Source organism: Pseudarthrobacter cremeus (assembly GCF_051857465.1).
Classification (GTDB): domain Bacteria; phylum Actinomycetota; class Actinomycetes; order Actinomycetales; family Micrococcaceae; genus Arthrobacter.
The window spans coordinates 216,213-240,837 of sequence record NZ_JBPZHC010000001.1 but is presented as its reverse complement, the minus strand read 5'-3'; the positions used below and the strand labels follow the sequence as shown (position 1 = coordinate 240,837).

Annotated in this window: 26 protein-coding genes; 13 read left to right on the top strand and 13 right to left on the bottom strand. The window is 65.8% G+C overall.

What is annotated here, in order from left to right; genetic code table 11:
• Positions 1–23 precede the first annotated feature (23 nt).
• Entirely contained in the window at positions 24–488 is a 465-nt protein-coding gene (locus ACS5PJ_RS01025) for a pyridoxamine 5'-phosphate oxidase family protein (protein ID WP_439433079.1), read from the top strand.
• Positions 489–512: 24 nt separating this feature from the next.
• Here ACS5PJ_RS01025 and ACS5PJ_RS01020 read toward each other — a convergent pair whose 3' ends face one another.
• The 3 genes from ACS5PJ_RS01020 to ACS5PJ_RS01010 all read right to left on the bottom strand — a co-directional run bounded on the left by ACS5PJ_RS01020 (position 513) and on the right by ACS5PJ_RS01010 (position 3,919).
• The gene (locus ACS5PJ_RS01020; protein ID WP_439433078.1) at positions 513–1,364 is read right to left on the bottom strand and encodes a transglutaminase family protein; all 852 of its coding nucleotides are present in this window, start codon (positions 1,362–1,364) and stop codon (positions 513–515) included.
• Positions 1,361–2,287: an alpha-E domain-containing protein gene (locus tag ACS5PJ_RS01015; protein WP_111909491.1), complete on the bottom strand. Its 927-nt coding sequence runs from the start codon at positions 2,285–2,287 to the stop codon at positions 1,361–1,363. Before ACS5PJ_RS01015 ends, ACS5PJ_RS01020 begins: the two co-directional genes overlap by 4 nt.
• A 75-nt stretch (positions 2,288–2,362) precedes the next feature.
• Positions 2,363–3,919 (bottom strand): circularly permuted type 2 ATP-grasp protein, encoded by a 1,557-nt coding sequence (locus ACS5PJ_RS01010; protein WP_439433077.1) that lies wholly within the window; start codon positions 3,917–3,919, stop codon positions 2,363–2,365.
• Positions 3,920–4,057: 138 nt separating this feature from the next.
• Here ACS5PJ_RS01010 and ACS5PJ_RS01005 point away from each other — a divergent pair, with 138 nt between their 5' ends.
• Both ACS5PJ_RS01005 and pepN read left to right on the top strand, forming a co-directional pair.
• On the top strand, positions 4,058–5,047 hold the full coding sequence (locus ACS5PJ_RS01005; RefSeq protein WP_439433546.1) for a YeiH family protein: 990 nt from the start codon (positions 4,058–4,060) through the stop codon (positions 5,045–5,047).
• Between the two features lie 67 nt (positions 5,048–5,114).
• On the top strand, positions 5,115–7,727 hold the full coding sequence (pepN, locus tag ACS5PJ_RS01000; RefSeq protein WP_439433076.1) for an aminopeptidase N: 2,613 nt from the start codon (positions 5,115–5,117) through the stop codon (positions 7,725–7,727).
• Between the two features lie 30 nt (positions 7,728–7,757).
• On the opposite strand, the gene lplAB is transcribed toward pepN, so the two are convergent.
• The 5 genes from lplAB to ACS5PJ_RS00975 form a co-directional block, all read right to left on the bottom strand.
• Positions 7,758–8,852 (bottom strand): lipoate-protein ligase LplAB, encoded by a 1,095-nt coding sequence (gene lplAB, locus ACS5PJ_RS00995; RefSeq protein WP_439433075.1) that lies wholly within the window; start codon positions 8,850–8,852, stop codon positions 7,758–7,760.
• A gap of 97 nt (positions 8,853–8,949) precedes the next feature.
• A complete protein-coding gene (locus tag ACS5PJ_RS00990) occupies positions 8,950–9,207 on the bottom strand; it encodes a type B 50S ribosomal protein L31 (protein WP_024365679.1) in 258 nt (85 codons plus the stop codon).
• 117 nt (positions 9,208–9,324) lie between these two features.
• Positions 9,325–10,134 carry a TrmH family RNA methyltransferase gene (locus ACS5PJ_RS00985; RefSeq protein WP_439433074.1) on the bottom strand — a complete coding sequence of 270 codons (810 nt, stop codon included), beginning with the start codon at positions 10,132–10,134 and terminating at the stop codon, positions 9,325–9,327.
• Between the two features lie 7 nt (positions 10,135–10,141).
• On the bottom strand, positions 10,142–10,927 hold the full coding sequence (locus tag ACS5PJ_RS00980) for a sulfite exporter TauE/SafE family protein (RefSeq protein ID WP_439433073.1): 786 nt from the start codon (positions 10,925–10,927) through the stop codon (positions 10,142–10,144).
• Between the two features lie 20 nt (positions 10,928–10,947).
• Positions 10,948–11,733 carry an ABC transporter ATP-binding protein gene (locus ACS5PJ_RS00975; RefSeq protein WP_354148474.1) on the bottom strand — a complete coding sequence of 262 codons (786 nt, stop codon included), beginning with the start codon at positions 11,731–11,733 and terminating at the stop codon, positions 10,948–10,950.
• Between the two features lie 132 nt (positions 11,734–11,865).
• Between ACS5PJ_RS00975 and serB the strand changes: the two genes are divergently transcribed.
• The gene (serB, locus tag ACS5PJ_RS00970; protein WP_439433072.1) at positions 11,866–12,759 is read left to right on the top strand and encodes a phosphoserine phosphatase SerB; all 894 of its coding nucleotides are present in this window, start codon (positions 11,866–11,868) and stop codon (positions 12,757–12,759) included.
• A gap of 76 nt (positions 12,760–12,835) precedes the next feature.
• On the opposite strand, the gene ACS5PJ_RS00965 is transcribed toward serB, so the two are convergent.
• Complete coding sequence (locus ACS5PJ_RS00965) at positions 12,836–13,588, bottom strand: SDR family oxidoreductase (protein WP_439433071.1); 753 nt, start codon at positions 13,586–13,588, stop codon at positions 12,836–12,838.
• A gap of 167 nt (positions 13,589–13,755) precedes the next feature.
• On the opposite strand from ACS5PJ_RS00965, the gene ACS5PJ_RS00960 reads away from it, so the two are divergent.
• Entirely contained in the window at positions 13,756–14,133 is a 378-nt protein-coding gene (locus tag ACS5PJ_RS00960) for a DUF5655 domain-containing protein (protein ID WP_439433070.1), read from the top strand.
• Between the two features lie 11 nt (positions 14,134–14,144).
• Here ACS5PJ_RS00960 and fabG read toward each other — a convergent pair whose 3' ends face one another.
• A complete protein-coding gene (gene fabG / locus ACS5PJ_RS00955) occupies positions 14,145–14,870 on the bottom strand; it encodes a 3-oxoacyl-ACP reductase FabG (protein WP_439433069.1) in 726 nt (241 codons plus the stop codon).
• Between the two features lie 143 nt (positions 14,871–15,013).
• Between fabG and ACS5PJ_RS00950 the strand changes: the two genes are divergently transcribed.
• From ACS5PJ_RS00950 to ACS5PJ_RS00935, 4 genes are read left to right on the top strand one after another with little or no spacing between them, the layout of a single operon-like run.
• Entirely contained in the window at positions 15,014–15,451 is a 438-nt protein-coding gene (locus ACS5PJ_RS00950) for a DUF3099 domain-containing protein (protein WP_439433068.1), read from the top strand.
• Positions 15,448–15,723 carry a hypothetical protein gene (locus ACS5PJ_RS00945; RefSeq protein ID WP_439433067.1) on the top strand — a complete coding sequence of 92 codons (276 nt, stop codon included), beginning with the start codon at positions 15,448–15,450 and terminating at the stop codon, positions 15,721–15,723. Before ACS5PJ_RS00950 ends, ACS5PJ_RS00945 begins: the two co-directional genes overlap by 4 nt.
• Positions 15,724–16,608, top strand: a complete 885-nt coding sequence (locus ACS5PJ_RS00940; RefSeq protein WP_439433066.1) for an SURF1 family cytochrome oxidase biogenesis protein — start codon at positions 15,724–15,726, stop codon at positions 16,606–16,608.
• A 29-nt stretch (positions 16,609–16,637) separates the two neighbouring features.
• Positions 16,638–17,090 carry a YbaK/EbsC family protein gene (locus ACS5PJ_RS00935; RefSeq protein WP_439433065.1) on the top strand — a complete coding sequence of 151 codons (453 nt, stop codon included), beginning with the start codon at positions 16,638–16,640 and terminating at the stop codon, positions 17,088–17,090.
• A gap of 34 nt (positions 17,091–17,124) precedes the next feature.
• Here ACS5PJ_RS00935 and ACS5PJ_RS00930 read toward each other — a convergent pair whose 3' ends face one another.
• A complete protein-coding gene (locus tag ACS5PJ_RS00930; RefSeq protein WP_439433064.1) occupies positions 17,125–18,723 on the bottom strand; it encodes an ABC-F family ATP-binding cassette domain-containing protein in 1,599 nt (532 codons plus the stop codon).
• A gap of 270 nt (positions 18,724–18,993) precedes the next feature.
• On the opposite strand from ACS5PJ_RS00930, the gene ACS5PJ_RS00925 reads away from it, so the two are divergent.
• From ACS5PJ_RS00925 to ACS5PJ_RS00915, 3 genes are read left to right on the top strand one after another with little or no spacing between them, the layout of a single operon-like run.
• Positions 18,994–19,623: a biotin transporter BioY gene (locus ACS5PJ_RS00925; RefSeq protein WP_439433063.1), complete on the top strand. Its 630-nt coding sequence runs from the start codon at positions 18,994–18,996 to the stop codon at positions 19,621–19,623.
• A gap of 6 nt (positions 19,624–19,629) precedes the next feature.
• Entirely contained in the window at positions 19,630–20,346 is a 717-nt protein-coding gene (locus ACS5PJ_RS00920) for an energy-coupling factor ABC transporter ATP-binding protein (protein ID WP_439433062.1), read from the top strand.
• Positions 20,343–20,966, top strand: coding sequence for an energy-coupling factor transporter transmembrane component T family protein (locus ACS5PJ_RS00915; protein WP_439433061.1), 624 nt, complete (start codon positions 20,343–20,345; stop codon positions 20,964–20,966). Before ACS5PJ_RS00920 ends, ACS5PJ_RS00915 begins: the two co-directional genes overlap by 4 nt.
• A 44-nt stretch (positions 20,967–21,010) precedes the next feature.
• On the opposite strand, the gene ACS5PJ_RS00910 is transcribed toward ACS5PJ_RS00915, so the two are convergent.
• Positions 21,011–22,231: a thiolase family protein gene (locus ACS5PJ_RS00910; protein ID WP_439433060.1), complete on the bottom strand. Its 1,221-nt coding sequence runs from the start codon at positions 22,229–22,231 to the stop codon at positions 21,011–21,013.
• Positions 22,200–23,606, bottom strand: a complete 1,407-nt coding sequence (locus ACS5PJ_RS00905; protein WP_439433059.1) for a class I adenylate-forming enzyme family protein — start codon at positions 23,604–23,606, stop codon at positions 22,200–22,202. The genes ACS5PJ_RS00910 and ACS5PJ_RS00905 overlap by 32 nt, the downstream gene beginning before the upstream one ends.
• A gap of 60 nt (positions 23,607–23,666) precedes the next feature.
• Between ACS5PJ_RS00905 and ypfJ the strand changes: the two genes are divergently transcribed.
• On the top strand, positions 23,667–24,551 hold the full coding sequence (gene ypfJ / locus ACS5PJ_RS00900; RefSeq protein ID WP_439433058.1) for a KPN_02809 family neutral zinc metallopeptidase: 885 nt from the start codon (positions 23,667–23,669) through the stop codon (positions 24,549–24,551).
• Positions 24,552–24,625 lie beyond the last annotated feature (74 nt).

Below are 24,625 nucleotides of genomic sequence, written 5' to 3'. Positions count from 1 at the left end.
CGCCACAGCGTAGGCTCAGCGGCATGAGCGAATCAATTTCCGAAGTGCATAACCTTGAACACCACGAGTGCTGGGAACTGCTCCGGACGGTGTCCGTGGGCAGGCTGGCCGTGGTGGTTGACGGTCACCCGGACATCTTCCCCATTAACTTCACTGTGGACGGCGGCACGCTGGTTTTCCGCACCGCCGAGGGCACCAAGCTGGCCAGCGCCACAGGAGGCTCACCGGTGGCTGTGGAGGCTGACGGCGTGGATGCCGTCAGCGGCCTCGCCTGGAGCGTGGTGCTCAAGGGACCGGCAGCTGTGGTGAAGGGAACGGAGCGGATCCTGGACACGGCGGCCCTCTACCTGTTCCCCTGGCAAGCAGGGAAAAAGGACGTTTTTGTGAGGATCAGCCCTGACACGCTCACGGGCAGGCGGTTCAAGGTCACCGCTCCCGTGACATGGTGGACCCAGCTCAGCGGTGCAACAAAGGCATCCCCGGAGTAGGTCCCGGCGCTCCCGGGCAGTTGCTCAGGCGAGACGGGTGATTTCCACGCTTACGCTCAGCGCCGAGCCGCCGCCGCCGGAAAGGATGCCCTTCAGCGGCGGCACGTCACGGTAGTCGCGGCCCTTGGCCACGGTGACGTGGTAGTCACCGGCGGGCTTGTGGTTGGTCGGGTCCCAGCTGCGCCAGTCTCCGTCCCACCACTCCAGCCACGCATGGGACTGCCCGGCCACTGTCTCGCCGATCCCCGCCGTCGACCGCGGGTGCAGGTAACCGGAAACGTAGCGGGCGGGGATGCCGCAGCTGCGGAGGGCGCCGATGGCCAGATGAGCCAGGTCCTGGCAGACGCCCTGCCGCTGGCCCCAGGCTTCCTCGGCATTGGTGGTGACAGCCGTGGAACCCGTCATGTAGGTCATCTCACCGCGCATCCACCCGAAGATGGCCTGTGCCGCTTCGTATGGATTCTTGCCCTCCACCACGCCGGGGATAATTCCGAGGACCTCGTCCCCCGGGCGGCTGAGCTGGGACTGCGGCAACCAGTCGCTGTACTTGTTCAGGGTCTCGGCCGAGGCCAGGACGTCCCAGCCGGCAATCTCGGATTCCGATGGGATTTTCTCTGCACGGTGTACCTCAACCGTGATGTTGGAAATGACTTCCAGGTGGTCATGCGGCATCTGCATATCGAAGGCCGTGACCCTGGTGCCCCAGTAGTCCCGGTAGCTGCTGACGGCTGCCTGCGTCGGAGATACCTTGAGCACCGATTCGAGGACCACCTGCTGGGGATCCGTCAGGGGCGTCATGCGGGCTTCGTTGTAAGAGAGCGTGACGCGTTTGTTGTATTTGTAGGCCGTCGTATGGACGATGCTCAGCCGGGTCATGAAACTTCTCCCACCCAGGCGAGTTCGTCGGCCTGATTGAAGTACTTACGGGAAATGGCGTCCGAGGCCTGGGCCACGGCCTTCTGCACGCGTTCCATGTGCTCGGGCAGTTCGGACATCAGGTCATCGGTCCGGTGGAACTCAAGGAAGGTCCGGGCCTGCCCGACGATCCGGCGGGCGTCATTGATGAAACCAACGCGCTGCGCCGACGGGTCCAGCTTGGCGAGGCATTCATCGGCGTCACGCAGGGCGTAGACGATGGAACGGGGAAACAAGCGGTCCAGCAGGAGGAACTCCGCCGCGTGCTGGTCCCCGAAGGCCGCCCGCCGGGTCCGCAGGAAGGACTCATAGGCCCCTGCGCAGCGCAGCATGTTGACCCAGGACATGCCCGCAGAGAGGACATCCCGGGTGGAGAGCATGCGCGCTGTCATGTCCGCGCGCTCCAGGGAACGGCCAAGGACCAGGAACAGCCAGCTTTCGTCGTGGCTCACGGTGGTGTCGGCAAGGCCGCTCACCATGGCGGTCCGTTCCAGCGTCCAGTTGCAGAAACGGTAGGTCCCCACAACGTCCTTGCGGTGCTGGCTGAGCCCATAGTAGGTCGTGTTGAGGCTTTCCCACAGTCCTGAGGACACGGTCTCGCGCGCACGGCGGGCGTTCTCGCGGGCAGCACCCAAAGACCCTGCGATGGAGGTCGCGCTGGTCTTGTCATAGGCAAGGGCGTGGAGCAGTTCGGGCAGGCCGAAGTCCTCGCTCTGCGGCCGGGCGCCCATGACGGCGAGCAATTCCTGCGCCACCCTGCGGCGTTCGTCCATGGGAAGGTGGTTGAGGCGTTCGAGGTGCACGTCCAGGATGCGCGCCGTACCGTCGGCGCGCTCAACATACCGTCCGATCCAAAAAAGGGACTCAGCAATACGGCTAAGCATTCGCGGCTACCTCCTGGGCGTCCAAAAACTGTGGGGTTGAACCCGTGACTGATTGTGCCGGTTCCAGTGCCGGGCTCATTGCTGCTGCTCCGACTGGCGGTCTCGCCAGTTGCTCTCCACGGGCCACACGGAAACCCGCTCACGGATGGAAATAGCCGGCCGCGGCACGGTTTCCACCGGCACCTGCGGGGAGTCGGCCAGCACCCACGTATCCTTCGAACCGCCACCCTGGCTGGAGTTCACGATCAGGGAACCCTCCTTCAGAGCCACCCGGGTCAGTCCGCCGGGCAGGACCCAGACGTCGTCGCCGTCGTTCACGGCAAAGGGGCGGAGGTCCACGTGACGCGGGCCGAACTTGTCCCCGCCCAGGGTAGGCACGGTGGACAGCTGCAGCACAGGCTGGGCTATCCAGCCGCGGGGGTCCGCGACGACCCGCTGGCGCAACGCTTCCAGTTCGTCCTTGGAGGCGTCCGGACCGATGACCAGGCCCTTGCCGCCGGAGCCGTCCACGGGCTTCACCACCAGTTCGGCGAGGTTGTCCAGGACGTACTCCCGGGCTTCCTTCTCTTCCAGCCGGTAAGTATCCACGTTCGCAATGACGGGTTCCTCGTTGAGGTAATAGCGGATCAGGTCCGGTACGTAGCTGTAGACGAGTTTGTCGTCGGCGACGCCGTTGCCCACGGCGTTGGCGATGGTCACGCCGCCGGCCCTCGCGGCGTTGACCAGGCCCGGGCAGCCGAGCATCGAGTCGGAACGGAACTGCAGGGGATCCAGGAATTCGTCGTCGATCCGTTTGTAGATCACGTCCACGCGCTGTTCGCCGGCCGTGGTGCGCATGTAGACGCGGTTGCCGCGGCAAATGAGGTCGCGGCCTTCCACCAGCTCTACGCCCATCAGGCCGGCCAGCAGGGTGTGTTCGAAGTAGGCGCTGTTGAAGACTCCGGGGGTCAGGACCACCACGGTGGGATCGTCGACGCCGGCGGGCGCCGTCTTGCGCAGGGCTGACAGCAGCCGGCGGGGGTATTCCTCAACCGGCCGGATCAGCTGCTGGCCGAACGCTTCGGGCAGGCCCTTGGCCATTGCCCTGCGGTTCTCCAGGACGTAGCTGACGCCGGAGGGTACCCGGACGTTGTCCTCCAGCACGCGGAAGGTTCCGGCGGCGTCGCGGACAACGTCGATGCCCGAGATGTGGACCCGGACCCCGCCGGCCGGCTCGAAGCCGTGAACCTGGCGGTGGAAATGGGCGCTGGTGGTGACCAGCTGGCGCGGAATGACGCCGTCCGTCACCACTGCCATCTTGTCGTAGACATCGTTCAGGAAGGCCTCGAGGGCTCGGACCCGCTGCGCCACGCCTTTTTCCAGCACGGTCCACTCATCTGCAGGGATGACACGGGGAACGATGTCGAGCGGGAACGGCCGCTCCTCCCCCGCGAAGTCGAAGGTCACACCACGGTCCAGGAAGGTCCGTGCCATCGAGTCCGCCCGTGCGCTGACGTCGGCAAGGGAGAGCTTGCCGAGGGCGTCGGCCACCTCCGCGTAGGAGTCGCGGGCTTCCTGGCCGGGAGTGAACATCTCGTCATAGGCGCCGGTTCGCACGGCGGCTACCGAGTAATCCTGGAATAGGTCTGACATCCCTTTAGCCAACCATCTTTTTGTTTCGAAATCATTACCGTCATCCATTGTGGCGTGTTGGAGCGGCGGCGCCGGTTCGTCGAATCCCGGACCCATCCGGCAAAGTAGGTGAGTGCCCAAGGTGGATCAGTGCCCAGGATGAGCCGCAGCAGGCTGCTGCCGGGCCTGGTCACAGCCGCACCCGCCCTGGCTGTGGCCTTCGCAGTGCACGCCCTGGTGCCTGCACTGCCCGCGATGACCGTTGCGGTTGCCCTTGGCCTGCTCGCGGCAAACGTCCCCGGCACAGCGGTGTGGATTGCCGGGCGGGCACGGCCCGGCCTCGACTTCGCGGGAAAGCACTTCATGCGCGCCGGAATTGTCCTGCTGGGCCTCAAGGTGAGCATCCAGGACATTGTGGGCCTGGGCTGGCCCGCCATGCTCATCATCGGCGGTGTGGTTCTGTTGAGCTTCGGCGGCACGTACCTCCTGGTGCGGCTGTTCCGGCTCCCTCAGGAAACCGCGCTGCTGGTGGCCACGGGCTTTTCGATCTGCGGGGCGTCCGCCATCGGTGCCATGGCCGCGGTGCGCCGGATCAAGCATGCCGACACCGTGCTGCCGGTGGCGCTGGTGACGCTGTGCGGCACGCTGGCGATCGGGCTGCTGCCGTTGCTCATGCAGCCGCTGCACCTGGACCCGCTCACGTTCGGCGCCTGGACCGGTGCGTCCGTCCACGACGTTGGCCAGGTGGTGGCCACCGCACAGACTGCCGGCACCGCGGCGCTGGGCCTCGCCGTCGTCGTCAAGCTCACCCGCGTCCTGTTGTTGGCGCCCGTGGTTGCCGTTGCGGGCCTGCATCACCGTGCCAACAGCTCCGGGGAGAAGTCCATGCCTCCGCTGGTGCCCCTGTTCGTCGTCGGGTTTGTGGCGATGGTGGCGCTGAGGTCCACCGGCTGGCTCCCTGAAGCGTGGCTCGACGCCGGTGCGGGGCTGCAGGACATACTCCTGGGAGCGGCGCTGTTCGGACTGGGGTCCGCGGTCCGGATCCGCACCCTCCTGCACACCGGCGCCCGGGCACTGTCCGCTGCACTGGCAGCATGGCTGCTGATCGCGCTGCTCGGCCTGGCAGCGGCCCTGCTCATGACCGCCTAGGGCAGGCGGCCACGCGGCGGATCGCGGGCCGTGAACCGCCCGCGGCGGCGCGTGATTAGATAGCGGAGTGTCACATGAGAATCTGCTGCGCAGCGAAGCCGCCCAACGTTCAGCCCTGATCACCACCCACAGCTACGATGTGTCCCTGGACGTGCGCGCTGCCGCTGATCCGGATGTGGCGGGCTACACCAGCCGCAGCGTCATCAACTTCTCCGCCGCCGGGCCTGTACGGGGAACGTCTACGTTCCTGGACTTCATTGCCGGCGAGGTGCACAGTGTGTTCCTGAACGGCAAGGACCTGCCGGTGGCTGAGGTTGTGGACGGTTCCCGGATCCGGCTGGACAACCTGCAGACAGAGAACCAGGTCACCGTCACAGGGACCGCGCTCTACAGCCGTTCCGGGGAGGGCATGCACCGCTTCGTGGACCCGGCCGACGGCCAATGCTACCTGTACACACAGTACGAGCCGGCGGATGCGCGGCGGGTGTTCGCGAACTTCGAGCAGCCGGACCTCAAAGCCGAGTTCACTTTCCACGTGATGGCGCCGTCGGACTGGCAGGTGGCGTCCAACGGGGTCGAGGCCGCACGGACCCAGCTGACCAGTGACCCTGCCACCAGCCGCTGGGACTTCGCCGCCACGCGGCCGATGTCCACGTACATCACCACGGTGCTGGCCGGTCCCTACTTCAAAGCCCAGGAGCACTGGAGCACAATTCTCGAGGACGGTACGCCGCTGGAGGTGCCGTTGGCTCTCTACTGCCGGGCCTCCATGGCGGAGTCCTTCGACCCCGCGGAGCTGTTCCGGCTCACCAAGAGCGGGCTGGACTTCTTCAACCGCCTCTTCGACTTCCCCTACCCCTGGGGCAAATACGATCAGGCGTTCGTACCCGAATACAACCTCGGCGCGATGGAAAACCCGGGGCTGGTCACTTTCACCGAAAGCTACGTGTTCACGTCCCGTGCCACCGGCGCGCAGTACCAGGGACGCGCCAACACCCTCATGCACGAGATGGCCCACATGTGGTTCGGCGACCTCGTCACCATGCAGTGGTGGGACGATCTGTGGCTCAAGGAATCGTTTGCCGACTATATGGGCACCCTCGGCGTGGACCGCGCCACGGACTGGGATACGGCGTGGGTGAACTTTGCGAACAAGCGCAAGGCCTGGGCGTATGTCCAGGACCAGCTTCCCACCACGCACCCCATCGTCGCCGACATCCCTGACCTCGAGGCCGCCAAGCAGAACTTCGACGGCATCACCTATGCCAAGGGTGCATCGGTGCTCAAACAGCTGGTGGCCTATGTGGGGTTTGACGCGTTCATCGCCGGCTCCCGTCAGTATTTCCGGGACCACGCCTACGGCAACACCACGTTGGCGGACCTCCTGAAGGCCCTCAGCGCTGCTTCCGGCCGCGACCTCGCGGCCTGGGCAGCTCCGTGGCTCCAGACCTCCGGCATCTCCACGCTGTCGGTGGAGGCGGACACGCACGACGGCGTCCTGGGCTCCGTGGCAATCGTCCAGGAGGCTGTGGACCCCGTCACGGGACGCGAAGAGCTGCGCCCGCACCGGCTGCGCGTGGGCCTGTACAACTTCGATCCATACGGTGCCCTGGTCCGGACCGGGAGCGTCGAAACCGACATCACCGGCGCGAGGACTCCCCTTCCCGAACTAACCGGCCAGGCGCGGCCTGCCCTTCTGCTGTTGAACGACGACGACCTTACCTATGCCAAAGCCCGGCTGGACCCGGCGTCCGAGGCCACAGTGCTGGGGTCATTGGACCGGATCACCGATCCCATGGCGCGGGCCCTCGTCTGGACAGCGCTGTGGAACTCGGCCCGGGACGCGGAAAGCCCGGCAGCACGCTACGTGGATGCGGTTAAGGCCTTCGGAGCCGCCGAAACAGGGATCGGGGTCCTGCTGAACATCCTCGACAACGCCGAGACCGCCGTCGAACGCTTCACCGCCACGGTCCAGCGGGACACTGTTCGCAGTGGCTTCCTGGCAGCGGTGGACAATCAGCTGGACTCGGCGGCGCCGGGCTCAGACCACCAGCTGGCGTGGGCGCGGACGCTGGCGTCTGTCAGCCGTCATGATCCCGCACTCCTCACCCGGCTCAGAGGCCTCCTGGACGGCACGGAGAAGGTCGAGGGCCTGGCGGTGGATGCGGAGCTGCGCTGGACCCTCTGGCACGCGCTGGCAGCCAACGGCCAGGCCACGCTTCAGGAACTGGACGGTGAACTGGAACGCGACAAGACAGCCTCAGGCAAGGCCGGCCACGCCACCGCTGCTGCCGCCCGCCCGGATGCCGACGTGAAGGCTGCCGTATGGGAAGCAGCCGTCCAGGGGACGGGGCTGTCCAACCAGATCCTCAGCGCCACGATCGCCGGCTTCGCCACCGCACCCGCCGCGCTGCTCGAGCCTTACGTGGAGCCGTACTTCGCCTGCCTCCGCGACGTCTGGGACAACCGGAGCATCGAAATCTCCAGCCGGATTGTCCAGGGGCTGTATCCGCACGCCCAGGACCTGTCAGCCGGTATGCGGCCTGAGCAGCAGCCGGTGGTGCTCCGAACCGACGAGTGGCTCGCCGCCAATGCGGACGCGCCGGCCGCCCTGCGGCGGATTGTCGTGGAGCAGCGCAGCCACCTGCTGCGGGAACTGACCGCCCAGACCCGGCACTGAACCCTGCCGCTCCCGAGCAATCGACGGGGTTTACGGGATCCGGTTGAGCCACTCCCGGGTGCCGAACTTGGCGGCAACGCGGTGACGGGCTTCGCCAAGCTCTTCGCTGGTCAGTTCCGAGGATGTGGCGGCGTACCGTTCAGTGAAGACCTCCATCATGGCCGCGATGATCTCCGTGCGGGCGAGCCCCGTTTGCCGGCGGAGGGGGTCCACGCGCTTCTTGGCGCTGCGGGTCCCCTTGTCCGAGAGTTTTTCCTTGCCGATGCGCAGCACTTCGACCATCTTGCCGGCGTCGATGTCGTAGCTCATGGTGACGTGGTGCAGCATCCCGCCGTTGGCGAGGCGCTTCTGGGCGGCGCCGCCGATCTTGCCCTGGTCAGTGGCGATGTCGTTCAGGGGCACGTAGAACGCCGTGACCCCGATCTTCTCCAGCGCGGCCATCACCCAGGCGTCCAGGAAGGCATAGGAGTCCGCGAAGCTGATTCCGTCCACCAGCGTCTGCGGCAGATAGAGGGAGTAGGTGATGCAGTTGCCGGCCTCCATGAACATCGCTCCCCCGCCGCTGATCCGGCGGACCACGGTGATGCCGTGCCGGGCAACGCCGTCGGGATCGACCTCATTGCGGACCGACTGGAAGCTGCCGATCACCACGGAGGGCTCCTCCCAGTCCCAGAACCGCAGGGTGGGGTTTCGGCGGCCTGCTCCCACCTCCTCGGTGAGCACTTCATCCAGTGCCACGTTGACGGCTGTGGGCAACACCGCAGGGGCGATGATGTTCCAGTGATGGTCCGCCCAGGTTGTCGCCTTGGCGAGGGCACGCCGGACCGTCACGGCGATGGCGTCGGCCGAAAAGCCGAACAGGGCAGCGCCGGAAGGCAGCGAGGCGGTCACGACCGCCGAAAGGTCCGCCGCCGTCGTGGTTTCCGGTAGTCCGGTGAGTGCACGGTTGATGTCCAGGAGTGCCTCGTCCGGTTCCAGGAAGAAGTCGCCGCTGACCGACACATCAGCGAGTACACCGTCCTCGACAACGAGATCAACCACGACGAGCTTTCCGCCGGGGACCTTGTACTCGCCGTGCAGGCGGCGGGCAGAACTGTCGTCAGCTGGAACGGGCATGTCAGTCATGCCTTCCATCCTGCCGCACATGGAGGACGGCTCGAAACGCAAAAAGCCCGCACCGTCACCGGTGCGGGCTTTCCAAAGAACCAGGGGGTGAAGTGAATTACTTCTTGCCGCCGAAGCCCTTGAAGCGGGCGTTGAAGCGCTCGACGCGGCCTGCAGAGTCCATGATGCGCTGCTTGCCCGTGTAGAACGGGTGGGACTCGGAGGAGATTTCGACGTCGATGACCGGGTAGGTGTTTCCGTCTTCCCACTCGATGGTCTTCTTCGAAGACACGGTGGACTTGGTCAGGAACTTGACGCCGGAAGCCAGGTCGTTGAAAACAACAGCTTCGTACTTCGGGTGTGTATCAGACTTCATAATTGGACCTTTGTTCGCACAACTGGATTTTGCCAGCTGCCAGGTATGAATGGGATGGCCGCTGCAGAAGACGCAGTACAGCCAGCTGTTAATAATAGCCGATCAACGTGGACCCCGCTAACCACGCGGGCGGAGCTCCCAGAAGGCGACTGCCGAGGCGGCAGCCACGTTGAGGGAATCGACGCCGGGGCGCATGGGGATCTTGACGGCCAGGTCGACGGCGGCGAGCGTCGCGGCGCTCATTCCGGCACCTTCGGTGCCAAGCACCAGGGCGAGTCTGTCCGGATTGCCTGCGGCGAGTTCGTCGACGTCGACGGCATCCCCGGTGAGTTCGAGCGCCGCCACAGTGAAGCCCTGGCGCTGGAGCAATGCCAGATCCTGCGGCCAGCTCTCCAGCCTCGCCCACGGCACCTGGAACACGGTGCCCATGCTGACGCGGACGCTGCGCCGGTACAGCGGATCGCCGCAGCGCGGCGAGATCAGCACGGCGTCAACGTCCAGCGCAGCGGCCGAGCGGAAGATCGCACCCACATTGGTGTGGTCCACAATGTCTTCCAGAACGGCGACCCTGCGGGCGCCGGCCAGAAGCTCGTTCAGGGGCACCGGCGCCGGCCGCTGCATGGCTGCCATTGCACCGCGGTGGAGGTGGAACCCGGTGATCTCCTCCAGCAGGGAGGCTGTTCCGATGAACGCCGGGACATCCGGATAGGCGTCGAGGACATCCTGCAGGTCCGCCAGCCATTTTTCCGCGAGGAAGAACGACCTCGGCTGGTGTCCCGCCGCCAGAGCCCGACGCAGCACACGGGAGGACTCGGCGATATACATGCCCTCCGCCGGTTCCCGCAGCTTGCGCAGGTGCACATCGGTCAGTTGGGTGTAGTCGGAGACGCGAGGGTCCGCGGCGGATTCGAGGTGGTGGATTGTCACTTGCCGATTATTTCAGCAGGTTGGCGATCATGAAGCCCAGCGCCACCAGGCCGAGGATAAAGATGACAGTCCGCAGAACCGGCGGCGACAGCCGCCGCCCGACCTTCGCGCCCAGGAGCCCGCCTACCGTGGAGCTCACCGCGATCAGCAGCACCACCAGCCAGTTGATCCGGTCAAAGGCGAAGAGAAGATACGAGACTGCGGCAATGAGATTGACGCCCAGCACCAGGATGTTCTTCATGGCGTTGGCGTTCTGGATGGTGCCCGTCAGGAAGATCCCCAGGATTCCCACCAGCAGGATCCCCTGGGCTGCAACGAAGTAGCCTCCGTAGACGCCGGCCAGGTAGACCAGCACGAGCAGCAGGATGCCATGCCTTTTATCCCGCACCGCGTGCTCGGGGTTCTCCTCGCGTGTGCGTACCCATGCCTGCAGGCGCGGCTGGAAGACCACCATCAGGAGAGCCAGGACCAGGAGGACCGGGGCGACGAAGTGGAACACCTTCTCGGGCAGATTCAGCAGCAGGAAGGCTCCGGTGATGCCGCCCAGCAGCGACGCCGGCAGGAGCCTGAGCAGTTGCTTGGCCCTGCCCTTGAGTTCCCTGCGGTAGCCCCAGGCGCCCGAGGCGCCGCCGGCTATCAGGCCCATGGCGTTGCTCATGGTCGCGACGACGGGCGTGAGGCCGAGCGCGAGAAGGACAGGAAAGGTAACAAGCGTGCCGGAGCCGACCACGGCGTTGATGGTTCCGGCCCACAGGCCGGCGAAGAGCACAAAGATACTGCCGAGAAGATCCAAGGTACTGGTAGGTGCGCCGTCTAGCGGCGGGCGGCGGCGGTGTACCTGCCCGCGTTGACCGTCACATCAAGATCAAGGCCGAACGTTTCACTCAGGTTCGCGGCGGTGAGGACCTCTTCGATGGGACCTGCTGCAACGACGTTGGCTTCGCGCAGCAGCATGGCATGGGTGAAGCCCGGGGGCACTTCCTCAAGGTGGTGGGTGACCAGCACGATGGCCGGAGCGTCCTCGTCCCGGGCGAGCTCGCTGAGGCGGTGCACCAGGTCCTCGCGGCCACCAAGATCCAGGCCGGCACCGGGCTCGTCCAGCAGCAGGAGCTCCGGATCGGTCATCAGGGCGCGGGCGATCTGCACCCGTTTGCGCTCCCCTTCGGACAGCGACGCGAAAGGCCGGTTGAGCAGTGGCCCCATGCCCCATTCGTTGAGCAGGGTGAAGGCCCGGCGTTCGTCTGCCTTCTCGTACCCCTCGCGCCAGCGGCCCGTCACGCCATAGGCGGCAGTGACCACGACGTTCAGGACCTTCTCGTGCTCCGGGATCTGGTTTGCAAGGGCTGCAGAGGACAGGCCGATGCGGGGACGGAGTTCGAATACATCCACCGCGCCAAGGATTTCCTCCAGGATGCCGGCCATGCCGCTGGTGGGATGCAGCCGGGCAGCTGCAATCTGCAGGAGAGTGGTCTTGCCCGCGCCGTTGGGACCGAGGATGACCCAACGCTCGCCTTCCTTGACCTGCCAATCCACCTTGTTCAGGAGCGTTTTAGCCCCACGGACAACGCTGACGGCGGCCAATTCAAGAACATCACTCATAGCAGTAGACACTAGGACAAAACGGAGGCTGACTGATAACTGATACGTCGGGCGCACCACCGAAGGCCCGGCAGTCTCCTTTAATGGCCACCAAATTCCGGCGGCCCTCCCCCACTGGCTAAGATTGCAGCCATGACTTCGAACGTGACTGCGGTCAGCTATGGCCTCAAACTGATCCCCGCGGAGCTGGACCAGCTGCGTTCCTTCCTCTCCGGACACGGCGCTGCCGTCCAGTCCGAAACCCGGTCCAGTGATGGCCGCTTTGACGTCCACACCGCGGATCTCGCCCTGCCCGACGCGTCAGGAGCAGGCCTCACTGCCCTCCGGCACGCAGTGGCACAGCATCCCCAGGACGGCGTTGACACGGCGATTGTTCCGGCCGGGCTCCGGAGCGCTGCCCGCAAGTTCCTGATCATGGATGTCGACTCAACGCTGATCCAGCAGGAAGTCATCGAACTCCTCGCCGCCTACGCCGGCAAGCGCGAAGAAGTTGCCGCAGTCACTGAAGCCGCCATGCGCGGGGAACTCGACTTTGCGCAGAGCCTGCACGCCCGGGTGGCGGTCCTCGCCGGGCTGCCCGCCGACGTCGTCGATTCCGTGCGCGCTGAAGTCAGGCTGAGCGAAGGCGCCGCCGAACTGGTGGCCGCGTTCAAGGCTGCAGGCCATGTTGTTGCCGTGGTTTCGGGCGGGTTCAACCAGATCCTGAAGCCCATCGCCGAGAGCCTGGGCCTGCACTACTGGATCGCGAATGAGCTGGAAATTGTGGATGGCGCCCTGACGGGGAAGGTGCTGGGCGCAGTGGTCGACCGCGCCGCCAAGGAAAAGTACCTCCGCGAGTGGGCCGCCGCCGAGGGAATCCCCCTGGAGCACACCATCGCCGTGGGCGACGGCGCCAACGATCTGGACATGCTCAGTGCTGCCGGTATCGGGGTGGCCTTCAATGCCAAGCCCGCGGTCCGGGCGGTCGCGGATTCGGCCATCAACATGCCATACCTTGACGCAGTGCGGCACATCGCCGGCGTCTGATCCGCACCCCCTGGACGCAAGAAAGGCACTCCACGGTGATATGCACCGTGGAGTGCCTTCCCCGTTTAAGCAGGAGTTACTGGGCGCTCTTGCCGAAGTAGTCCGAGCCGCCGGCGTACTCGGTGTGGCCGGACTCGACATCGGCGGTGGCCATACTGGCCACCAACTCACCGAATTCCTCCACGGAGTAGAGCTTGCCGGCCTCGGCGCGGCGGGCCTCGATGGCGCCAGGTGTGGAACGGTCCAGCAGAGTTGCGGTCACGGTTCCTTCGATCATGTCGCCGGAGACGACCACCAGCGAGATGCCCTTCTCGGCCAGGTTGGGGATGAGCTCACGCAGGGCGTCCTCGCCGGCACGCTTGCTGCGGGCCACAGCCTCGTAGGCCTCCATGGTGGGCACGGAGTTGATGAAGTGGGCCTGGTGGCTGGTCACGAAGACCACGCGTGAGCCCTCCTTCATCAGCGGCACTGCTGCGTTGAGCATGTTGACCTGCGCGTCACGGTTCAGCTTGAGCGCATAATCGTCCGCCATGCCTGATTCCATGCCGCCGGAGGCGTTGAGGACCAGGACGTCCAGCGAACCGAAGTTCTCCATGGCGGCGCTGGCCAGGGCCTGGACGCCCTCCTGGGTGGTGAGGTCCGCACCGACAGCGACGGCGCGGCCGCCCGCGGCTTCGATTCCTGCCACCACTTTGTTGGCGCGCGGTGCCTTCTGGCGGTAGTTAACCACGACGGCGGCACCCTCGGCAGCGAGGTTCTTGGCCACTTCCGCGCCGATCCCCCGTGAGGATCCGGTGACGATGGCGGTCTTGTTATCCAGCAGTCCCATGTGTACTCCTTTTGTTCGAAACGTCTAAAAGCCTCTAGGTCTGCAGTCCATCATGCCAGCGCAGTATCCGAATTTGCTTGTGTGACCCCCACAAAGAAGCCCGGTCCGGCTAGTGTCCTGCCCGATTCCGGGTATCCCGTGGACCTCCCGCGGCGTAGGCTCGCCCCATGACAGGCAGCGCCGGAACCCCGTCCACCCCGGAAGAGCTGTTCAGCAATTCGCCCGAGGGACTTCAGCTCTGCCAGGTTGTCCGGAGCGCCGTTCTCAGTGCCTGCCCGGCGGTTGAACGCACCACCACCAGCCAGGTGGCGTTCCGGAACAGGCGCGGCTTCGCCTACGTCTGGAACCCCCGCCAGCACCTGAAAACCGAGGTGCCGGCTGTCCTGTCCATCGCGCTGCCCCGGCGGATCGAGTCGGCCCGGTTCAAGGAAGTGGTCCAGCCGTCCCCCGGCGTGTGGATGCACCACCTGGAACTTGCCACCGCCGATGACGTCGACACCGAGGTGACCGAGTGGCTTAGGGAAGCGTTCGAAGCCGCCTCCTAGGGAACTTCCTGTCAGTGACCCATGCCCAGGCCGCCGTCGACCGGGATGATGGCGCCGGAGATGTAGGCTGCCTCGTCGCTGGCGATCCAGCGGACCACGTTGGCCACTTCCGAGGCCTCAGCGAACCGGTTGGCAGGAATGCTGGACAGGTAGTCCTTCTGGGTGGATTCGGGAAGTTCGGCAGTCATGTCCGTATTGATAAAACCGGGTGCCACCACGTTCGCTGTAATGCCGCGGGATCCCAGTTCCCTGGTCAGCGACCGGGCGATGCCCACCAGGCCGGCCTTGGAGGCGGAGTAGTTGATCTGGCCCGGCGCGCCGTACTGTCCTGAGACGGAAGAGATCAGCACCACCCGCCCCTTCCGCATCTTGATCATGCCCTTGGATGCGCGCTTGATGACCCGGAAAGCGCCCGTGAGGTTGGTGTCGATGACGGACGTAAAGTCTTCCTCGCGCATGCGAAGCAGGAGCATGTCCTTGGTGATCCCGGCGTTGGCAACCAGGACCTCCACCGGACCGTGGGCGGCCTCCACCTCGGTGAATGCCGCATCGACCGAGGCTTCGTCAGTCACATCAGCTTTGACGCCAAGGATTCCGGCAGGCAACTGCGACTCGCTGCGGTAGGTCACGGCAACTTTGTCGCCGTTGGCCAGGAAAGCTTCGGCAATGGCCAGCCCGATGCCACGGTTCCCTCCGGTGATCAGGACGCTTCGGGGGGTCAGGGCTGCTTCAGGCATCTGGGGCTCCGGGATTCTGCGGCAGGTGTCACCGCGGTAGAAACGCATGGGATTTTTACTGCCTCCGATCTTAGCCTCCGTTTGGGCGCGCCTGCCGGATGGTGAGAGAATTGAGGCAAGCCTTGGAGCGTGATCAACCAGCCGTGACCCTTGAAAACCATGCGGGACAGTACGTGCCCGGAGAACCCGAACGGTTCTCCGGCGATTCCGCGGTGCACAGCATCACGGACGCAGCCGCAGCCCACTCCGAAGACATGCGCCACCGGATGATGCAGTACTCCCTGGCGATGGGAATCCGCATGGTCTGCCTCATCCTGATTTTTGTGGTTGACGGCTGGTTCAAGCTTCTGATGGTTGCAGGTGCCGTCTTCCTCCCCTGGATCGCTGTGGTCCTCGCCAACGGGAACGATAAGGCGGAGGTCCACAGCGATTCGCTGCTGGATTCCGCCCCGCTTGCCGAGCTGGAAAGCCCCGTGGCGGCTCCGGCGCCAGAGAGCACAGCCTCCACTGTCCTTCAGGGTGAGCTGATAATTGATGACGGCGACGAACCAACTTACGGACAGGAACGGCGCGCTTCATGAACATTTTCGACCTGGCAGGCGGGACAGACAGTGCCGCGCCGGCCATGGGTGCCACCTGCTCCCGTAAAGCCTGCCGTACCGAAGCATCCTGGCAGCTGCTGTGGAACAATCCCAAGATCCATACTCCGGAGCGCCGGAAGATCTGGCTCGCCTGTGACGACCACCGGGATTGGCTGGAGGATTACCTGCAGACCCGCGGCCTCTGGAAGGACACCGTCGTGATGGACCAGGCCCACGGGCCCGGCGGGTCCGGCGTAGGGCAGGACAGCTGAATGTACCGGTTTCTCTTTTCCAGCAAATGGCTTGCCTACCTGCTGTTGGCCGCCATTTTTGCTGCTGCCTGTGTCTTCCTTGGCCGCTGGCAGATGGACCGCCGCGCCGAGACCCTCGCAGAAATCAACCGGGTGGTGACCAACTATTCCGCGGCACCCATCCCCTTCGGGCAGGCCCGTGACGAGTTCACTGGACTGGACCCCGCCAAGGAGTGGACCCAGGTGGAACTCAAGGGAACCTACGACGTCGCCGGCCAACGGATCGTCCGCAACCGTCCGCTGAACGGGCAGCCCGGCTATGAAGTGGTCGTCCCGTTCAAACTTGAGACCGGCGAGACCGTCGTGATCGACAGGGGCTGGCTGCCCATCGGCAACAAAATCCCGGGCAGCCCCGACTCAGTTCCGGCACCCCCTTCGGGCTCAGTGACGGCCGTCGTCCGGCTCAAGCACGGGGAGCCGAAACTGGACCGCGGCGCCCCGGCGGGCCAGCTCGCGTCCATCGACCTGCCCACCTACGCGGCCGAACTGGGCTATCCCGTCCTCACCGGCGCCTATGGGCAGCTTGCTTCAGAGTCGCCGGCCGCGGCCCAGATGCCGTTCCCGTTCCCGAAGCCGGCCACCGAAGAAGGAACGCACCTGTCCTACTCGCTGCAGTGGTTCGCGTTCGGCGTGCTGATGTTTGTCGGGTTCGGCTACGCCGCACGGCAGCAGGCCAGAAACGCCGCGATCGACGCCGAAGACGAGGATGGTGAAGAGGTCAGTTCCGGCAGCCCGGTCCACTCCGCCGCCGCGGCAGCCCGCCGTCGTCCGCCGGCCGCCCGCAAGGGCAAAAAGGCAACGTCAGAGGAAGAGGAAGACGCCCTCCTCGACGCCCAGGGCTACTGACGTTGGGCAGTCGGGATATATCCGCGCCGGTGGCCACCGTGAAGCGCGCCCTGACAGCTTCCGGAGTCCAGGACACCGTGAAGGTGTTCACCACAATGGTCCCGACGGCGGCCGCCGCAGCGGAAGCCCTGGGTTGTGAGCTGGCGGCCATCACCAACAGCCTGGTGTTCGAACTTGACGGGACCCCGCTGCTGATCCTCGCCAGCGGCGCAGCAAAGGTGGACACGCAACTCGTGGCCACGCACCTGGGGACAGGACAGATCCGTCGGGCCACCCACAGTTTCGTGCTGCACCACACCGGCCAGGAAGTAGGCGGCGTAGCCCCCGTCGGCCACCCCCACAGGATCAGAACGCTCCTGGACAAGTCCCTGTCTGCTCACGAAATCCTCTGGGCAGGAGCAGGAGACCACAACTCGATGTTCAGCATTACCTACAAAGACCTGCTGCGGATCACGGACGCGGAGGAACTGACCGTCCGCTAGCGCTGATGCGAACGTAACCACCGCGCGTCGTGGCCTAAGCCAGGGTGATCAGGTCCAGGTAGTCTTCGTTCCACAGGTCCTCGACGCCGTCCGGCAGCAGGACAACGCGCTCGGGGTTGAGGGCTTCGACGGCCCCTTCATCGTGGCTTACCAGGACGACGGCGCCGCTGTAGTTCCTGAGGGCACCCAGGATTTCGGCGCGGCTGGCCGGGTCCAGGTTGTTGGTGGGCTCGTCGAGGAGGAGCACGTTGGCGCTGGAGGCCACAATGGTGGCCAGCGCCAGGCGGGTCTTCTCACCGCCGGAGAGGACGCCGGCAGGCTTGTCCACGTCGTCGCCGGAGAACAGGAACGAGCCGAGGATACCGCGGACTTCCGCGTCCTGCATGTCCGGGGCAGAGGAGCGCATGTTTTCAAGGACAGTGCGGTCCACGTCCAGGGTGTCGTGCTCCTGGGCGTAGTAGCCGACTTTGAGGCCGTGGCCGGGAATGACGTCCCCGGTGTCCGGCTTGTCCACGCCGGCGAGCATCCGCAGGAGGGTGGTCTTGCCGGCACCGTTCAGGCCGAGGATGACCACCTTCGAGCCGCGGTCAATGGCAAGGTCGACGTCGGTGAAGATCTCCAGCGAGCCGTAAGACTTGCTGAGGCCCTCGGCGGTAAGCGGCGTTTTGCCGCAGGGCGACGGGTCCGGGAAGCGGAGCGCTGCCACGCGGTCGTTCTCGCGGACTGCTTCGAGGCCGCTGAGCAGGCGCTCTGCACGCTTGGCCATGTTCTGCGCTGCGACAGCCTTGGTGGCCTTGGCCCGCATTTTGTTGGCCTGGTCGAAGAGGACCTGGGCCTTCTTCTCGGCGTTGGCGCGTTCGCGCTTGCGGGCACGCTCGTCGGTTTCGCGCTGGAGCAGGTAACGCTTCCAGTCCATGTTGTAGAAGTCGATCTGCGCGCGGTTGGCGTCCAGCAGGAAGACCTTGTTCACGGTGGCTTCAAGGAGCTCGGTGTCGTGGCTGATCACAATCAGCCCGCCCTGGTGGTTCTTGAGGAAGTCCCGCAGCCACGCGATGGAATCGGCGTCAAGGTGGTTGGTGGGCTCATCGAGCAGCATGGTCTCGGCATCCGAGTAAAGGATCCGGGCCAGTTCAACGCGGCGTCGCTGCCCACCGGAAAGGGTCTTGAGGGGTTGGTTCAGGATGCGGTCCGGCAGCGCAAGGTTGGAGCAGATCGCGGCTGCCTCGGCCTCGGCCGAGTAACCGCCGGCAGCCAGGAATTCCGATTCCAGCCGGTCATAGCGGTTCATCGCCTTGCGCTGGACATCTGCGTCGTCGCTGGCCATCTCCTCGTGCGCCAGCCGGAGCTTGCCGACGGCGACATCCAGGCCGCGTGCCGCGAGGATACGGTCGCGGGCGAGTTGTTCCATGTCCGGGGTGCGCGGATCCTGCGGAAGGTAGCCGATCTCACCCGTACGGGTGACCTTGCCGGCAGCGGGAAGGCCCTCGCCGGCGAGCACACGGGTCAGTGTGGTTTTGCCGGCACCATTGCGCCCCACCAGGCCGATCTTGTCTCCCTTGTCGATGCGGAAGCTCACCTGGTCCATAAGGAGCCGGGCACCGGCGCGCAGTTCAAGATCCTGGACAGTAATCACAGCAGGTAAGGCCTTTCACAACAGGGAATGCCGCAGCTCAACGGATGACGTCTGGAAGAAGCAGGCAGAATGGCCGCACAGAACGGCCTACCCAAGTCTACCGGCCGTATCCCCACCCGCTAACCGCCGCGGCGGCTGCGGTCCTTTGTATCCAGCAATCAACGCCCGGCCGCCCGTTTAGTAGACCCCCTACAAAATGGGTCCCGACGGCGGCCGGTAACGTCAGGGTCACCCCATGCTTAGTTTGTATATCCACGACAGGAACACTCCATGAGCCAGACCGACACCGCCGTCAACGGCACCACCTCACGCGACCGTTCCCGGTGGAACGCCACCGACCTCGGCCTCATCGCCGTCTTCGCCGCCCTCGTTGCGGGCTCTGCGCTGGTGCCCGGCATTGCAGCCAACGTGTTCGGCATACCCATCACTTTCCAGACCCTCGCGGTGATGCTCACCGGCCTGATGCTGGGCCCGGCCCGTGGTTTCGCGGCCGTCGGCCTCTACACCCTGCTCGGGCTTGCCGGCCTGCCCATCTTCAGCCAGGGGCGCAGCGGACTGGGCATCCTGGCCGGGCCGTCTGCCGGATACATCATCGCTTTCCCGATCGCCGCGGCCCTGGTGGGCTGGCTCGCCGTCGTTGTCATCCGGCGCACCACCCGTGCCCGGGCCCTGTGGTTCTTCGCCGCTGCCATGGTGACCAGCATCGCGGTGGTGCACACCCTCGGCATCATCGGGATTGCCGTCAACACCAAGACAGAGCTCGCCCAGGCCTTCATCGCGGACCTCGTTTTCTACCCCGGCGACGTGATCAAGAACATCCTCGCCGCGGTGATCGCCGTTGCCCTGCACCGTGCATTTCCGGACGTTCTGGTCCGCCGCGTGAAGCGGATCAAGCCCTAAGCAGCCATGGCAACCATCTCCTTCCGGGGCACGTCGGTGGCCGTCGCCCTCGACAACCACCCTGAACCCAAGACCCTGCTCCGGGACGTCAGTCTCGAGCTGACCGAACAGCGGATCGGCGTGATCGGCGCGAACGGGTCAGGCAAATCCACCCTGCTGCGGATGATCAACGGCCTGGTCCAGCCCACGTCCGGCACGGTGCTGGTGGATGGCGCCGATACTGTCAGCGCCGTCCGGGCGGTGCGCCGCCAAGTGGGCTTCGTCTTCACCGATCCCCTTTCGCAGCTCGTCATGCCGACAGGCCGCGAGGACGTTGAACTCTCGCTCCGGCGCTCCGTCCGCAACGGCCAGGAACGCCGCCGGCTTGCAGAGGCTTCACTGGACCGGTTCGGGCTGCTCCCCCTCGCAGACCAGAGCATCTACGAGCTTTCCGGCGGGGAGCGCCAGCTGATGGCCCTCGCTGCCGTCCTCGCCGTGAATCCGTCCGTGCTGGTCCTGGACGAGCCGTCCACCCTCCTGGATCTGCGCAACCGGGAGCTCCTGCGATGCACCCTCGCGGGACTGGACCAGCAGATCATCATGTCCACCCATGACCTGGACATGGCGCTGGACATGGACCGCGTGCTGGTCATTGAAGCGGGCCGGGTAATGTTCGACGGCGGCCCGGCAGCCGCCGTCGACGCCTACCGGGCACTGGCAACCCAAGGACTGGCGGCGCCGTGAGGGGACACGGTTTCCTGCTGGCCAACTATGTACCGGGCAATTCGGTCATCCACCGGACGCCCCTTGGCCTGAAGTTCCTGCTGGTGGTGGGATGCGGCCTGGCATCGTTCCTGGTTGTTGACTGGCTGGCATCGGCGGCGGTCCTGTCGGCCCTGTGCGGACTGTACCTGCTCACCGGCGCCGGTCCGCGCAGGCTGTTCGGGGCCGTCCGGCCGCTGCTGTATGTCCTGCCGGTCATCGGCCTTTTCCAGTGGTGGCAGCTGGGCGGGCCCACCGCAGCCCGGATCGTCCTGAACATCCTGGTCTGCATTGTCGCGGCGTCCCTGCTGACGGCAACCACGCCCATGCAGCGGCTGCTGGACGGTGTGGTGTCACTGGCCAGGCCGTTCCGCCGCTTCGGCGCCGACCCGGAACGTTTTGCCCTGACCATCGCGATCATGCTCCGAAGCATCCCCTACATCGCCGGCGCCTTCGCGGATGTCCGCGACTCCGCCCGGGCGCGGGGACTTGAACGGAACCCGCGCGCACTGGTGCTGCCGGTCTTCATCACCACTGTGGCGTTCGCGCGCCAAACAGGTGAAGCGCTGGCCGCCCGGGGACTCGGCGAGGCCGAGGACTGACGGTTGCCGCATCGAGAGGCGACTTCCCGCTGCTAAGACGGTTCCTAGGCGCCGGGACCTCGCCGCTCGATCCGTTCGTAACGCAGCAGCGCGGCCGTGCCCATCCCTCCGGCGATGCTGATCATGGCCAGCGCCAGGACGCCGTTCTCCCCGCCCCTTCGAGCCTGGGCCAGCAGCCGGGTCACCAGCACGGCCCCTGACGCACCGTAGGCGTGGCCCAAAGCCAGCGCACCGCCGTCGAGGTTGACCCTCCCCGGATCGACCGCAAGATGGTCCAGGCATGCGAGAACCTGCGACGCGAAGGCCTCATTGAATTCCACCAGGCCGATACCGGCAGCGGACAGGCCCGAGGCCGCCAGCATGCGCTGAGCGGCTACCGCGGCACCGATGCCCAAGAGCCTGGGCTCAACGCCGGCGGTGTCAGTGGCCAGGATAAGGAGCCCGTCCGGCGCACCCAGCTCCCGGGCCCGCTGCAGGGAGGTAATCACGACGGCGGACGCGGCGTCCGCGTCAAAGCACGAGTTCCCGGCGGTGACAGTTCCCCGGGAGACGAACGCCGCCGGGAACCGTGCAAGGACCGCCGCGTTGAGCCCGCGGCGCGGACCGTCGTCTGCGCTGACGACGCCGGCCGGTGTTTCCAGCGGAGATATCTCACCCTCAAACGTTCCAGAGCGGCCCGCCGCCACGGCACGCTGGTGGCTGGCGAGGGCAAACGCATCCTGCCGCTCCCTGCTGATCCCGAAACGGGCAGCCACGTTTTCGGCGGCTACACCCATATCGGGGTCACCAAAGCCGGGCGGCACAAACTGGGCCCGGCTGAAAAAGTCCGGTTCGCCGTCGTCGTTCCGGTGGGCCCGCAAGGGGGCTGTACTAATGCTCTCCACTCCCCCGGCGAGATACACGGGGTTTCCGCCGGCGGCCACCAGCCGGGAGGCCAGGACGATGGCGTCAAGTCCTGAACCGCACTGCCGGTCCACGGTCAGGCCGGGCACGCTGACCGGAAGCCCGGCCTCCAGCAGGGCCAGACGGGCTACATTGCCACCACCGCCCACGGCGTTGCCGATCACCACGTCCATGATGTCTTCGGCCTGCACATTGCTCTCTGCCAGCAACTGCACCAGGACCGGCGCCAGCAGCTGATGGGCCCGCAGGTCCTTCAACGCACCGTTCGCCCGGCAGACCGCCGTCCGCCGGGCCGCGATGATCACGGGCTGCCGGTCGGCGGGCAGGAGGTCAGCGTTCAAGCTGCCGGACCCGCTGGTCACGGGATCCAATCCATTCGAGCAGCATCTTGCGGCTGATCTTGCCACGGTCAGTGGTGGGGAGCTCGGACAGTGCAAAGTACTGGTGTGGGCGCTTGTCGCGGGGCAGGACGCTTTCGAGGCCGGCCTTGAGCTGGGTCGCTGTGACTCCGCCATGCGACGGGACCACCCCTGCCACCACCCGTTGCCCGCGTAAATCGTCCGGCATGCCGGCAGCCACTGCGGCAGCCACACCCGGAACCGAGGCAAGGGCCAGCTCCACCTCATGCGGGTAGACGTTCTTTCCGGAGGTCAGGATCATGTCCGAGCGCCGGCCCAGGATGTGAAGTTCGCCGTCTGAGAGGTAACCCTGGTCCCCCACGGTGAACCAGCCGTCGAAGGAGCGAAGCGCCTGGCCATCGTCACCCCAGAGGTAGCCGTTGCTGACCATGGCACTGCGGACGCAGATATTGCCGGCCTCCCCGGCAGCCGGTTCGCAGCCGTCGTCGTCAAGGATCCTGACTTCAACGCCCGGAAAAGCGTGGCCGATGCCCGTACCGCCGGCGTCCAGCTGCTCCCCCGCCGCCAGCCCTGCCCCGGAGACAAAACTGAGTTCGGAGGCGCCGTAGTACTCAAAGATCGTGGCGTTCGGAGCCCAGCGCCGCGCCGCCTCGAGGGTGCGTGCATCCAGCTTGGAACCGGCGCAGATGATGGTTGTCACACCGGAGGCGTCAACGCAGCCGGTCAGTCCCCGTTCGCTGAGCAGCCGCAGCATGGTGGGCACCAGGACCAGCCGGGTGACGCCGTCGTGCGTGATGGCGGCGTGGACATCACCGACGTCGAAGCTCTCCAGGGCCTGGAACCGGGAGCCTGCATACAGGCATTCGGCCAGGGCGTAGAGGTTCAGGCTGGATACCAGCGGCCCTGGGGCAAGGGTGACGTCGTCCCGGCCCAGGCCGAAGAACTCGATGGAAGCGTCAAAGGAATGCTGCCAGGAGGCCCGGGAGCGGGTAAACGCCTTGGGCACCGACGTGGTCCCGGACGTCAGGCCGATGAGGAAAGTCGAGTCCGGCGGCCCGTCCGCCAGCGGATCATCCACGGACACCGGGAACGGGTGGGCCGATTCGGCCAGCCGCTGAAGAATTTCCTCGTGCAGCGCCGTGGGCCAGGCGGGGTCCAGGACTGCACACTGACGCCCGCCGGCCACCGCAGCGGCGAACCGGACCGGAAAGTCGATCGAGTTCTCTTCCGCGAGTACCGTGACGCCTGCCGAAGCGGGGACAACTGCCGCCGCAGAGTCCCGAAGGTCAGCCCAGCTAAGCCACCGGCCCGCCACCACAACGGCGGTGTCATCGGGGCGTTCGTTGGCCCAACGCTGGATTTTGTCGAGAAAAGGCATCGTCCCAACTTTACCGTCCGGCCTCCGTTTCGGACTGCCGGTGCAGGCTATTGTGACTTTATGAGCTTCAATGACAACGTCCAGCTGGACCCCTCACAGGTGCAGGACCGGCGCGGCATGGGCCGCGGCGCCAAAGTCGGCGGCGGCATCGGCGGCGGCCTTATCCTCCTGATCGCTGCCCTGCTGGGCATCAACCCTGCTTTACTCGACGGCCTGACAGGAGGAGCGGGCACGGCCGAACAGAGCCAGGGAACTGCCCCTGCCTGCGCTACGGGTGCGGACGCCGACGCGCGGCTGGATTGCCGGATTACCGGAACGGTCAACAGCCTGAACGCCTTCTGGCCGGCCTACCTCAAGGACTACAACGTCCAGTACCCGCAGCCGGAGACCGTCATCTTCACGGGCGGGACAAACACCGGCTGCGGTGCGGCCACGAGCGCGGTCGGCCCCTTCTACTGCCCCACTGACACCACGGCGTACTTCGATCCGGGCTTTTTCCAGGAACTTGTGGACCGTTTCGGTTCCTCAGGCGGCCCGCTGGCACAGGAATATGTAGTGGCACACGAGTTCGGTCACCACATCCAAAATGTGCTGGGATACCTGGACCGTGGCCAGCAGGATCCGCAGGGTCCTCAGTCCGGTGCTGTCAGGGTGGAGCTCCAGGCCGACTGCTACGCCGGCCTCTGGGCGCGCTATGCCACCACCCAGGCAGGTCCCGGAGGTGGCCAGCCCTACCTGGAACCGTTGACTGAGCAGGACCTCAAGGATGCCCTGTCTGCGGCCTCGGCGGTCGGTGACGACCGGATCCAGGAAGCCGCCACAGGACGGGTTTCCCCCGAGGCCTGGACGCACGGCTCCAGTGAACAGCGCCAGAAATGGTTCTACCAGGGCTATACATCCGGCGACATCAACCAGTGCGACACCTTCGCGGCACCCACACTCTGATTGCCGCCTGTTGGTGGGAACGACGACGGCCGGTTACCTTCGCTGAGAAGGTAACCGGCCGTCGTCGTACGTCC

Bases quoted from the DNA above. Each gene is read 5' to 3' on its own strand.
- ACS5PJ_RS00920 (WP_439433062.1), top strand. From the start codon at position 19,630: ATGGCAACCATCTCCTTCCGGGGCACGTCGGTGGCCGTCGCCCTCGAC.
- ACS5PJ_RS01015 (WP_111909491.1), bottom strand. From the start codon at position 2,287: ATGCTTAGCCGTATTGCTGAGTCCCTTTTTTGGATCGGACGGTATGTT.
- ACS5PJ_RS01010 (WP_439433077.1), bottom strand. From the start codon at position 3,919: ATGTCAGACCTATTCCAGGATTACTCGGTAGCCGCCGTGCGAACCGGC.
- ACS5PJ_RS00905 (WP_439433059.1), bottom strand. From the start codon at position 23,606: ATGCCTTTTCTCGACAAAATCCAGCGTTGGGCCAACGAACGCCCCGAT.
- ACS5PJ_RS00990 (WP_024365679.1), bottom strand. From the start codon at position 9,207: ATGAAGTCTGATACACACCCGAAGTACGAAGCTGTTGTTTTCAACGAC.
- ACS5PJ_RS00975 (WP_354148474.1), bottom strand. From the start codon at position 11,733: ATGAGTGATGTTCTTGAATTGGCCGCCGTCAGCGTTGTCCGTGGGGCT.
- ACS5PJ_RS00945 (WP_439433067.1), top strand. From the start codon at position 15,448: ATGAACATTTTCGACCTGGCAGGCGGGACAGACAGTGCCGCGCCGGCC.
- serB (WP_439433072.1), top strand. From the start codon at position 11,866: ATGACTTCGAACGTGACTGCGGTCAGCTATGGCCTCAAACTGATCCCC.
- ACS5PJ_RS01005 (WP_439433546.1), top strand. From the start codon at position 4,058: ATGAGCCGCAGCAGGCTGCTGCCGGGCCTGGTCACAGCCGCACCCGCC.
- lplAB (WP_439433075.1), bottom strand. From the start codon at position 8,852: ATGACTGACATGCCCGTTCCAGCTGACGACAGTTCTGCCCGCCGCCTG.
- ACS5PJ_RS00940 (WP_439433066.1), top strand. From the start codon at position 15,724: ATGTACCGGTTTCTCTTTTCCAGCAAATGGCTTGCCTACCTGCTGTTG.
- ACS5PJ_RS00960 (WP_439433070.1), top strand. From the start codon at position 13,756: ATGACAGGCAGCGCCGGAACCCCGTCCACCCCGGAAGAGCTGTTCAGC.
- ACS5PJ_RS01025 (WP_439433079.1), top strand. From the start codon at position 24: ATGAGCGAATCAATTTCCGAAGTGCATAACCTTGAACACCACGAGTGC.
- ypfJ (WP_439433058.1), top strand. From the start codon at position 23,667: ATGAGCTTCAATGACAACGTCCAGCTGGACCCCTCACAGGTGCAGGAC.
- fabG (WP_439433069.1), bottom strand. From the start codon at position 14,870: ATGCCTGAAGCAGCCCTGACCCCCCGAAGCGTCCTGATCACCGGAGGG.
- ACS5PJ_RS01020 (WP_439433078.1), bottom strand. From the start codon at position 1,364: ATGACCCGGCTGAGCATCGTCCATACGACGGCCTACAAATACAACAAA.
- ACS5PJ_RS00965 (WP_439433071.1), bottom strand. From the start codon at position 13,588: ATGGGACTGCTGGATAACAAGACCGCCATCGTCACCGGATCCTCACGG.
- ACS5PJ_RS00925 (WP_439433063.1), top strand. From the start codon at position 18,994: ATGAGCCAGACCGACACCGCCGTCAACGGCACCACCTCACGCGACCGT.